Below are 11,200 nucleotides of genomic sequence, written 5' to 3'. Positions count from 1 at the left end.
CAAATAATCGCCCAAAATGCCTTTTTAGGATGTTTATTAGTCAAAAAACACCGGTTTTAGCGCAGCAATAGCGGCAAACCCTGTAAATAGAGACAAATGAAGATAAAGAAAAGGGAGCGGTCACCCGCTCCCTTTCATCTTCATGACGCTTAATTGTCGTTATTGGCGTGCAACGATATGGTCGTTTTCCACATCCAGCGTCACCAGCTTGCCGGGAATCAGCTTGCCGGACAGGATTTGCTGCGCCAGCGGGTTCTCGATCTCCTGCTGAATCGCGCGTTTCAACGGACGCGCACCATACACAGGGTCGTAACCGGTTTTGCTCAACAAAGCCAGGGCCGGTTCGGTCATGGTCACTTCGTAACCGCGTTCTTCCAAACGTTTGTACAAACGCGACAGCTGAATTTTGGCGATTGCAGCAATGTGTTTCTCGCCCAGCGGATGGAACACCACCACTTCGTCGATACGGTTGATGAACTCAGGACGGAAGTGGTGACTCACCATCTCCATCACCGACTCTTTCATCTGCGCGTAGTTCATCTGACCGAAGTGCTCTTGGATCAGATCGGAGCCCAGGTTGGAAGTCATGATCACCACGGTATTGCGGAAATCGACGGTACGGCCCTGGCCATCGGTCAGTCGGCCGTCATCCAACACCTGCAGCAGAATGTTGAATACGTCCGGGTGCGCTTTCTCGACTTCATCCAGCAGAATCACCGAGTAAGGCCGGCGGCGCACGGCTTCCGTCAGATAGCCGCCCTCTTCATAACCCACATAGCCCGGAGGCGCGCCGACCAGACGCGAAACGGAGTGTTTCTCCATAAACTCGGACATGTCGATACGCACCATGGCGTCGTCGCTGTCGAACAGGAACGAAGCCAGAGCCTTGCAGAGCTCGGTTTTCCCCACCCCGGTCGGGCCGAGGAACAGGAACGAACCGATCGGCCGGTTAGGATCGGACAACCCGGCGCGGCTGCGGCGGATAGCATTAGAGACCGCGCTGACCGCTTCGTCCTGGCCGATCACCCGCGAATGCAGCTCTTGCTCCAGGCGCAGCAGTTTGTCGCGTTCGCCTTCCAGCATTCTGGCCACCGGGATGCCGGTGGCACGCGCCAGCACTTCGGCAATCTCCGCATCGGTCACCCGATTGCGCAGCAGCTTCATGCTTTTGCCTTCGGCCTGCGTGGCGGCGGCGAGCTGTTTCTCCAGCTCAGGGATTTTGCCGTATTGCAGTTCCGACATCCGCCCCAGATCGCCGACGCGGCGCGCCTGCTCCAGGGTGATTTTGGCCTGCTCGAGTTCAGCCTTGATGTTCTGGGTGCCGGAGAGCGAGGCTTTTTCCGCTTTCCACTCTTCTTCCAGCTCCGAATATTCGCGCTCTTTCTGCCCCAGCTCATCGCTGAGCATGTCCAGGCGTTTCTTGCTGGCGTCGTCAGACTCTTTATTCAGCGCCTGCTGTTCCAGCTTCAACTGAATGATGCGGCGTTCAAGCCTGTCGAGCGATTCCGGCTTGGAATCCATCTGCATGCGAATGCTGGACGCCGCTTCGTCGATCAGGTCGATAGCCTTGTCCGGCAATTGACGATCGGCGATATAACGGTGAGAAAGCGTCGCCGCCGCCACGATGGCCGGGTCGGTGATCTGCACGTGGTGGTGCAATTCGTAACGCTCTTTCAGGCCGCGCAGGATAGCGATGGTGTCTTCCACGCTCGGCTCCGCCACATACACTTTCTGGAAACGACGTTCGAGCGCCGCGTCTTTCTCTATATATTGGCGGTACTCATCCAGCGTTGTGGCACCGACGCAGTGCAGTTCGCCGCGCGCCAGCGCCGGCTTGAGCATGTTGCCCGCATCCATCGCACCATCCGCCTTACCGGCGCCGACCATGGTGTGCAGTTCGTCGATAAACAGGATAACGCTGCCTTCCTGCTTGGCCAGATCGTTGAGCACGCCTTTCAGGCGCTCTTCAAACTCGCCGCGGTATTTGGCGCCGGCGATCAAGGCGCCCATATCGAGGGACAATACGCGCTTGTGCTTCAGCCCTTCCGGCACTTCGCCGTTGATGATGCGCTGCGCCAGGCCTTCGACGATGGCGGTTTTACCCACGCCAGGTTCGCCGATCAGCACCGGGTTGTTTTTGGTACGGCGTTGCAGCACCTGAATGGTGCGACGGATCTCTTCGTCACGGCCGATCACCGGGTCAAGTTTGCCCTGCTCGGCGCGTTCGGTCAGATCGATCGTGTATTTCTTCAATGCTTGCCGCTGGTCTTCGGCGCCTTGGTCTTCCACGCTGTCACCGCCTCTCATTTGTTCAATGGCTTTGCTGATTTTGTCGGCCGTTGCGCCGGCCGCTTTCAACAAGTCGGTCAACGAGCCGCGGTCTTCCAGCACCGCCAGCACAAACAGCTCGGAAGAAATGAATTTGTCCGCGCGCTTCTGCGCCAGTTTGTCGCACAGGTTCAGGACGCGCACCAATTCGTGGGACGGTTGAACGTCGCCACCGGTACCTTCTACCTGCGGCAAACGGGACAGCGCCTGTTCGATCTCGGTGCGCACGCGCCCGGCATCGATACCTGCGGAAGTTAATAGTGGACGAACCGTGCCCCCTTCCTGATTGAGCAGGGCGCTCATCAGATGTAGCGGTTCAATAAACTGGTTGTCGTGCCCAAGGGCTAGTGACTGGGCATCGGCGAGGGCAAGCTGGAATTTGTTGGTAAGACGATCCAGACGCATAACACCTCCAAGATGGGTCGAAATTGCTACTGGAGATTAAATGAGGTCATCCCTCAAATTTTCAAGGTTATCTCGACGCTAAATTTTCGGTACAACGCCATGCGTCGTTGGATCGTCCTAATTCAATAGGTTATATCAGCCAGATTAAACTTGCCAGACGTCCGGTTATTCCATCGCGTCGATAGGAGAAAAAATGACTCTTTTCGTTAACCGTGCAGCGGTCGCCGCCGTAGATGGCCTGCACGCCTGCCCGCAACAAACGTTGGCGAGCCAGCAAGTAGATATTAGCCAAAAACTTATCGCCGTGCGGCGTAAACGCCGCCGCGGCTTCGGCGTCTTCCGCGATAAAGGCAGCGCGCACCTCCGGCCCGACCTCAAACTGCTGCGGGCCGATCGCCGGCCCCAGCCAGGCGCTGATCTGGCTCGGCGCGGCGCTGAACGCCGCCACGGTTTGCTCCAGCACGCCATGGCATAACCCACGCCAGCCGGCGTGAGCGGCGGCCACTTCATCGCCGTGCTGCGAACAGAACAGCACCGGCAGACAATCCGCCGTCATCACGGCACACACCTGCCCAGGCACGTTGCTGTACACCGCATCCGCCCGCAGATCGGCGGGCGTTTGCCCCGTCAACGTCACCACGCGGGTGCCGTGCACCTGCTCGAGCCACACCGGCATCTGCGGCAAGCCGGCGACGGTAACCAACCGTTCCCGATTGCGCTTCACCGCTTGCTCCTCGTCACCGACGTGGGCGCCGAGGTTCAGCGAGTCATAAGGCGGCAGGCTGACGCCGCCGCCGCGCGTGGTGCTGCAGGCCTTAACGCCGGGAGGCAATGGCCAGTCGGGCAGAATGAGCGAGTTCATTACCAGTCCATCTGATCTTTGAATTCTTCGGTATCCGCCTTCAGCGCGTTAATCAGATCGACCATGTCCTGCGGCAGCGGCGCATGCCACTCCATCTGGATGCCGCTGATCGGATGGTACAAACGCAGCATGGTGGCGTGCAGCGCCTGGCGGTCAAAACCGCGCAGCGTGTTGATGAAGGCTTCCGAAGCCCCCTTCGGCGGACGTGGACGGCCGCCGTACAGCGGATCGCCCACCAGCGGATGGCTGATGTAAGCCATGTGCACGCGGATCTGGTGAGTACGGCCGGTTTCCAGGCGCAGACGCAGACGGGTGTGCGCGCGGAAGTGTTCCATGATGCGGTAGTGCGTCACCGCCGGTTTACCCATCGGGTGTACCGCCATGTGGGTACGCTTGGTGGAATGGCGCGCTATGGGCTCTTCTACCGTGCCGCCGGCGGTCATGGTGCCAATCGCCACCGCTTCGTATTCGCGGGTGATTTCACGCGCCTGCAGCGCTTCCACCAGCCGGGTTTGCGCCGGCACGGTTTTCGCCACCACCATCAGGCCGGTGGTGTCTTTATCCAGACGGTGCACGATGCCGGCGCGCGGCACGTCGGCGATTTCCGGGTAGTGATGCAGCAGCGCATTGAGCACCGTGCCGTCCGGGTTACCGGCGCCAGGGTGCACCACCAAATCGCGCGGCTTGTTGATCACCAGGATGTCGCTGTCTTCATAGACGATATCCAACGCGATATCCTGCGGCTCCCAACGCGCCTCTTCTTCTATCTGTGCATCGATGGCGACCGTCTCTCCGCCCAGCACCTTCTCTTTCGGTTTGTTTGACGTTTTGCCATTGACCTTCACCCGATCGCCCAGGATCCACTCTTTTATGCGAGATCGTGAATAATCAGGGAACAATTCGGCCAAAGCCTGATCTAAACGTTGTCCGAGTTGAGATTCGGCCACCGTTGCGGTGAGTTGTACTTGTTGTGCCATATGCAGCTTCTTCGTTAACGTTGGGTTTTCACGGCGATGCCGTTTAATATAATGTGCTATTGTACCTGGTCTTTGTCGGGAGCTTAACGGACAGTCTCCCGGAATAACACCCTGAGGATAATCAAAACGTCATGACGCGTATGAAATATCTGGTGGCGGCAGCCACGTTGAGCCTGGCGCTGGCAGGTTGCTCCACATCCAAGGATGCGGTTCCCGACAACCCACCTTCGGAAATCTATGCCACCGCGCAGCAAAAGCTGCAGGACGGTAACTTCAAGGGCGCGATTACGCAACTCGAAGCGTTAGATAACCGCTATCCTTTCGGGCCGTATTCCCAGCAGGTCCAGCTGGATTTGATTTACGCCTACTATAAGGCCGCCGACTTGCCGATGGCGCAGGCATCCATCGATCGCTTCATGCGCCTGAACCCGACGCACCCGAACATCGATTACGTGATGTACATGCGCGGTCTGACCGACATGGCGCTCGATGACAGCGCGCTGCAGGGCTTCTTCGGGGTTGACCGTTCGGACCGCGATCCTCAGCACGCTCGCGCTGCGTTCCGCGACTTCAGCCAGTTGATTCAGCAATACCCGAACAGCCAATACGCGACCGACGCCAACAAGCGTTTGGTGTATCTGAAAGACCGCTTGGCCAAGTATGAGCTTTCGGTGGCGGAATACTACACTAAACGCGGTGCTTACGTCGCGGTCGTTAATCGCGCCGAGCAGATGTTGCGTGAATTCCCGGATACCAAAGCGACGCACGACGTGTTGCCGCTGATGGAAAATGCCTACAAGCAACTGCAGTTGAACGGCCAGGCTGACAAAGTGGCCAAAGTGATCGCCGCCAACCCGCAATAAACGCGCGTCGGCAACGGCAAAAAAACAAAACGGCAGCCTCGGCTGCCGTTTTCATTGGCGTGGACCTGGTTTTCACTGGAAGAATACACAAGTAAAAACACGGTGTTAGCTAGCGCTCCTCACCGGTCATCTCATCGATAATGCGCCATCCGGCGGCAACTCTCAAGCATTAGATAACCAATTCAAATGCTGAATCACAGATTGAACTAACTTTGCAAAAAGTGACAAAAAATCGTGATTTACATCACGCATTTAAACAAAAAGCGGGGTATGCTGGGTTCACCAAGACGGAAAGACAGAGAGGTAAGTTATATGACATTGAACATTACCAGCAAACAAATGGATATCACTCCCGCAATCCGCAATCACGTCGAAGACCGTCTCACCAAACTGGAAAAATGGCAGACCCAGCTGATAAACCCGCATATCGTCTTATCCAAAGAACCGCAGGGGTTTGTCGCCGACGCTACCATTACCACGCCGAACGGCCCGCTGGTCGCCAGCGCCAAACATGATGACATGTATACCGCCGTTAACGAGCTGATCGCCAAGCTGGAGCGCCAGCTGAACAAGGTGCAGCACAAAGGCGAAGCGCGCCGCTGCAATGCCAGCGTGAAAGACATCGTGCCGGAAGTGACGCAGGAACAGGAATAACCGTCCGACTGCGGTTGCCGCATCAAACGCGCCCGAGGGCGCGTTTTTTGTCGGGTATTTTTGTTGACGGGGTAAAAGCCAGCGGTTACTTTAAAACCTGTTCGCATTAACCTTAGGTAGACCATGCCACGCACACCGTTTTTCTTCGCATTCTTTTTTACCTTCCCCTGACTGGGAGGCGTTTCGTCGTGTGAGAAAGAATGCGAAGACGAACAACAAGGCCTCCTGGAAACAGGAGGCTTTTTTTATGGCTGTTTTATAACGAATAAGAACTGAAGGCGGAAGCTGATTATGACTGACAACCCGTTATTGGTGCTGCGCGAGCGCATCAGCGCACTGGATTTGAAACTGTTGGCCCTGCTGGCGGAACGCCGTGAACTGGCGATCGAAGTCGGCAAGACCAAACTGCACTCTCACCGTCCGATCCGCGACAAAGAGCGCGAGCGCGATCTGCTGGATGCGCTGATCGCCGCCGCCAAGCCTTACGACCTGGACGGTTTCTACGTCACCCGCCTGTTCCAACTGATCATTGAAGACTCCGTCCTGACCCAGCAGGCGCTGCTGCAGCACCAGCTCAATCCCGTCAGCCAACACTCCGCCCGCATCGCCTTTCTCGGCCCGAAAGGCTCTTATTCACATCTGGCGGCGCGCCAATACGCCGCCCGCCATTTCGATCGGTTGATCGAATGTGGCTGCCAGAAGTTTCAGGATATCTTCGCCCAGGTGGAAACCGGCCAGGCGGACTACGCCATTCTGCCGATCGAGAACACCAGCTCCGGCTCGATTAATGAGGTGTACGACCTGCTGCAACACACCAGTCTGTCGATCGTCGGTGAACTGACCAACCCGATCAACCACTGCGTTCTGGTGGCCGGCGACAGCGATTTGAGCCAGATTGAAACCGTCTACAGCCACCCGCAGCCGTTCCAACAGTGCAGCCAGTTCCTGAATCGATTCCCGCACTGGAAAATCGAATACACCGAAAGCACGGCCGCCGCAATGGAGAAAGTCGCCAAGTTGAATTCGCCGAAGGTGGCGGCGCTGGGCAGCGAGGCCGGCGGCGCGCTGTACGGGCTGCAAGTGCTGGAACACAACCTCGCCAATCAACAGCAGAACATCACCCGCTTTATCGTCCTGGCGCGTAAAGCGATCGACGTCTCCGAACAGGTGCCGGCCAAAACCACGCTGATCATGGCGACCGGCCAGCAATCCGGTGCGCTGGTCGAAGCGCTGCTGGTATTGCGCGACAACGGCATCATCATGACCAAACTGGAGTCACGCCCGATCAACGGCAATCCGTGGGAAGAGATGTTTTACATCGATGTGCAGGCCAACCTGCGTGCCGACGCAATGCAAAAAGCGCTGCGCGATCTGGCGCCCATCACCCGCTCGCTGAAGGTGCTGGGCTGTTATCCCAGCGACACCGTGGTGCCGGTCAACCCATCCTGACGCGATAAAAAAAGGTTCGGCCAAGCCGAACCCTTCATTTTTATTTACCGCCGGTATTTTACTGCCGGCTGTCGTTAGCCTGCCGTAACAGCGTGCGGCTTTCCACCAGGAAGCGCTGGGCGTAATCGCCAAACCAGTGCTCCACCTTGCGGAAGCTATCGATAAACGCCTGTTTGTCGCCGTGCTCCAACAGCTTGATCGCCTCGCCGAAGCGCTGGTAGTAGCGTTTGATCAACGCCACGTTTTCCTCCGACGACATGATAATGTCGGCGTACAGCTGCGGGTCCTGCGCAAACAGGCGGCCAACCATCGCCAGCTCCAGCCGGTAGATCGGCGAAGAGAGCGCCAGCAACTGCTCCAGTTGCACGTTCTCTTCCGCCAGATGCAACCCGTAGGCGAAGGTGGCAAAGTGCCGCAGCGCCTGAATAAACGCCATGTTCTGATCGTGTTCGACCGCACTGATGCGGTGCAGCCGCGCCCCCCACACCTGTAGCTGTTCAAGCAACCACTGGTAAGCCTCTGGCCGGCGGCCGTCGCAGTAAACCACGACCTGCTTCGCCACGCTGCCCACGTCCGGGCCGAACATCGGGTGCAACCCCACCACCGGGCCACTGTGCACCGCAAGCATCGCATGCAGCGGACGGTTCTTCACCGACGCCAAATCCACCAAAATACAGTCGTCGGGCAACGGCGGCAGGCGGCTTATCACCTGTTCGGTCACATGGATCGGCACGCTGACGATCACCATGCCGGCGTCTGCCAACAGCTGTTCCGCCTGCGGCCAATCTTCCTGATCCAATACCCTGACCTGATAACCCGACAACGTCAGCAGACGGTTGAACAGCCGGCCCATCTGGCCGTTGCCGCCAATGATGACGATCGGCCGCAGCTGCGGGCACAGGGTTTTAAAGCCTTTATCGTTCTCGCTGACGTACGATTCGCGCATCACGCGGCGCAAGACATCCTCGATCAAATCCGGCGGCACCCCGAGGTTTTCCGCCTCTTGACGGCGCGAGGCCAGCATCGCCGCTTCGCGCTCCGGCACATAAACCGGTAAACCGTGGCGGCTTTTCACCTCGCCGACTTCCGCTACCAGATGCAGGCGTTTCGCCAGCAGATCCAGCAGCGCTTTGTCCACCTCGTCAATTTGATCGCGCAACGCGGTCAGTTCTGCCACCATAACTTACTTTTCTCCCGTGCGTGCCGTCAGCGCAGCGCCGAGTTCCTGATGCATATGACGCAGCAGCGTTTCCGTGCTTTCCCAGTTGATGCAGGCGTCGGTGACGGACACACCGTAACGCATGTCTGCACGCGGCTGCTCGGAAGACTGGTTGCCCTCATGCAGATGGCTCTCCAGCATGATGCCGGTGATCGAACGGTTGCCCGCCTTAATCTGCTCCACCACGGACTCGGCCACCGCCGGCTGACGGCGATAGTCTTTATTCGAGTTGCCATGGCTGCAATCTATCATCAAGGACGGATGGAGTCCCGCCTCGAGCATCTGTTTTTCACAGGCCGCAACGTGCTCGGCGCTGTAGTTCGGGGTTTTACCGCCGCGCAGGATCACATGCCCGTCCGGGTTGCCCTGGGTCTGCAGCAGGCAAACCTGGCCCGCCTGGTCGATGCCGACAAAACGGTGCGGCATGGCGGCGGCGCGCATGGCGTTGATGGCGGTGCCCAGACTGCCGTCGGTGCCGTTTTTGAAGCCGACCGGCATCGACAGGCCGGAAGCCATTTCGCGGTGGGTCTGCGACTCGGTGGTGCGCGCACCGATCGCCGACCAGCTGAACAAGTCCCCCAGGTACTGCGGGCTGTTCGGATCCAACGCTTCGGTAGCCAACGGCAAGCCCATGCCCACCAGATCCAGCAACAGGCGACGCGCGATATGCAAGCCTGCTTCAACGTCAAACGAACCGTCCATGTACGGATCGTTGATCAAACCTTTCCAGCCGACAGTGGTTCTGGGTTTTTCAAAATAGACGCGCATAACGATATACAGCTGATCGCTCAAGTCAGCCGCCAGGGTTTTCAAACGACGGGCATAGTCCAGCGCCGCATCCGGATCGTGGATCGAACAAGGCCCGCACACTACCAACAGGCGATGATCGCGCCCCTGCAAAATGTTGGCGATGGTGTTGCGCGCGGTGGCGATTTCATTTTCGTCGTCGGCGCTGAGCGGGAACTGGTTCTTCAGCTCCTCCGGTGTGATGAGAACCTGTTCTGCACTGATGTGTACGTTATTGAGCGCGTCTTTTTGCATGATGCTATTCCTGTCGTTTGGCGTTATGCGTTGAAGTGGAACCTTGAGCGTTTCAGGGCTCTACCTTATCACGCAATGTAAAGTTTTCAATCCAATTTCCGTAAATAAAAAATTACCGTAATTACCCCTAAGAAAAACCATTGGGAAAGGTACTTCAATAAATAAAATAAACTCAATAATTTCAATAACATATACAAACAAAAAGATTGCCAGCGCCTCTCTACCCGCTTGCCTGGCAATAGACGGGAATCGTAAACATAAATGTACATTTGATTTTACAAGGAAGACGCGCCCCCCACCTCAGCGCCAACGAATGGGCTGAGACAGGCATCCGCCAGACTCAGCACGAAGCGCTGCTGAAAGCGATGAATTTCAGTAGAAGAAAAGCGAATAAATAAGGAATAAAAATTAAAAACTTAAGCTAATGGCGGCTATTTTTGTCGCCGAAATGAACCGATATAATGTGACCGTCATCAACAATAACCACCCTTAACAACTGGATCCAAAATGCTCTCTTCTCGCGCTCGTCGCGCTTTTCCGCTGTATATTTGCTGCTTAACGACTTTCACCAGTGTTTCAGCTCTCGCCGACAATACGCTTTTCACCGCGATGGACGATCCGGCCACCGCCAAGAAACCGTTTGAAGGCAACGTGCAGGCGGGCTACAACGCCCAGTCAGGCAACTCGCAGAGTTCCACCCTGCTGGCCAACACCAACATGACCTGGTTCAACAGCGACGCGGCGTACAGCCTGTGGGGGGCGGCCAACAACACCACCTCCTCCAACGTACGCTCCTCCGAAAAATACCAGGCCGGTGGCCGTACGCGCTATAACCTGACCGACCGCAACTACCTGTTCGGCCAAGCCAGCTGGCTGAGCGACCGTTTCAACGGTTACGATTCACGCTCCACGCTGACGGGCGGCTACGGCCGTCAACTCCTCAACGGGCCGCTCAGCGACCTGCGGGTAGAATTCGGTCCCGGCGTGCGCCATGACGAATACCACGGCGGCGGCCGCTCGACCAAAGGGCTGGCCTACGGTGCGGCCAACTATTCCTATCAGCTGACCGACAACACCAAGTTCATTCAGGGCGTTTCCGCGCTGGCGAACGAGGAAACCACGCTGAACTCGGAAAGCGCGTTGAACGTGGCGATCAACGATCGCTTCTCACTGCGCGTAGCCTACACCGTGACCTACAACAGCAAACCGCCGGCCTCGGCACCGAAAAACACCGACACCACCACCTCGGTCACGCTGGTCTACGGCCTGTAATCTCCCTTCCAGAATCTCTCGAAGCCCATCATCGGTGGGCTTTTTTATGCCTGCCGCCCTCTTTTGCACAATCTGCTAAAAATATTCATCCCACCCATTGACGACTTTAGCAAATAGCTTAATACTGTAT

General features: G+C 57.2%; 10 protein-coding genes and 1 other annotated feature. Of the genes, 5 read left to right on the top strand and 5 right to left on the bottom strand.

All coding sequences use genetic code 11. The features are described 5' to 3' along the window. Window positions 1-159 precede the first annotated feature (159 nt). The 3 genes from clpB to rluD form a co-directional block, all read right to left on the bottom strand. The gene (clpB, locus tag ACF8MC_RS19730) at window positions 160-2,733 is read right to left on the bottom strand and encodes an ATP-dependent chaperone ClpB (protein ID WP_025301647.1); all 2,574 of its coding nucleotides are present in this window, start codon (window positions 2,731-2,733) and stop codon (window positions 160-162) included. Window positions 2,734-2,863: 130 nt separating this feature from the next. Continuing rightward, the gene (gene yfiH, locus ACF8MC_RS19725; protein WP_164105351.1) at window positions 2,864-3,595 is read right to left on the bottom strand and encodes a purine nucleoside phosphorylase YfiH; all 732 of its coding nucleotides are present in this window, start codon (window positions 3,593-3,595) and stop codon (window positions 2,864-2,866) included. After that, window positions 3,595-4,572, bottom strand: a complete 978-nt coding sequence (rluD, locus tag ACF8MC_RS19720; RefSeq protein ID WP_004932452.1) for a 23S rRNA pseudouridine(1911/1915/1917) synthase RluD — start codon at window positions 4,570-4,572, stop codon at window positions 3,595-3,597. The genes yfiH and rluD overlap by 1 nt, the downstream gene beginning before the upstream one ends. 131 nt (window positions 4,573-4,703) lie before the next feature. On the opposite strand from rluD, the gene bamD reads away from it, so the two are divergent. From bamD to pheA, 4 genes are all read left to right on the top strand, one after another. Then, entirely contained in the window at window positions 4,704-5,435 is a 732-nt protein-coding gene (bamD, locus tag ACF8MC_RS19715; RefSeq protein WP_004932456.1) for an outer membrane protein assembly factor BamD, read from the top strand. Window positions 5,436-5,747: 312 nt separating this feature from the next. Beyond that, a complete protein-coding gene (raiA, locus tag ACF8MC_RS19710) occupies window positions 5,748-6,089 on the top strand; it encodes a ribosome-associated translation inhibitor RaiA (protein WP_004932457.1) in 342 nt (113 codons plus the stop codon). A gap of 122 nt (window positions 6,090-6,211) precedes the next feature. After that, window positions 6,212-6,338 (top strand) — a sequence feature (Phe leader region). Next, on the top strand, window positions 6,213-6,260 hold the full coding sequence (locus tag ACF8MC_RS19705) for a hypothetical protein (RefSeq protein ID WP_101428074.1): 48 nt from the start codon (window positions 6,213-6,215) through the stop codon (window positions 6,258-6,260). (Overlaps the previous feature by 48 nt.) 42 nt (window positions 6,339-6,380) lie before the next feature. Next, entirely contained in the window at window positions 6,381-7,538 is a 1,158-nt protein-coding gene (gene pheA / locus ACF8MC_RS19700) for a bifunctional chorismate mutase/prephenate dehydratase (RefSeq protein WP_033637186.1), read from the top strand. A gap of 58 nt (window positions 7,539-7,596) precedes the next feature. Here pheA and tyrA read toward each other — a convergent pair whose 3' ends face one another. Beyond that, a complete protein-coding gene (tyrA, locus tag ACF8MC_RS19695; RefSeq protein WP_033637185.1) occupies window positions 7,597-8,718 on the bottom strand; it encodes a bifunctional chorismate mutase/prephenate dehydrogenase in 1,122 nt (373 codons plus the stop codon). A 3-nt stretch (window positions 8,719-8,721) separates the two neighbouring features. Then, window positions 8,722-9,798 (bottom strand): 3-deoxy-7-phosphoheptulonate synthase, encoded by a 1,077-nt coding sequence (locus ACF8MC_RS19690; protein WP_164105354.1) that lies wholly within the window; start codon window positions 9,796-9,798, stop codon window positions 8,722-8,724. Between the two features lie 507 nt (window positions 9,799-10,305). On the opposite strand from ACF8MC_RS19690, the gene ACF8MC_RS19685 reads away from it, so the two are divergent. Next, entirely contained in the window at window positions 10,306-11,070 is a 765-nt protein-coding gene (locus ACF8MC_RS19685) for a YdiY family protein (protein WP_004932469.1), read from the top strand. Window positions 11,071-11,200 lie beyond the last annotated feature (130 nt).

The organism is Serratia sp. LACPHL-BACT-2024-00286, from assembly GCF_043109535.1.
GTDB classification, from domain to species: Bacteria; Pseudomonadota; Gammaproteobacteria; order Enterobacterales; family Enterobacteriaceae; genus Serratia; species Serratia sarumanii.
Note: the sequence above shows the minus strand (reverse complement) of the source record. Positions and strands in the feature narration are given on the sequence as shown.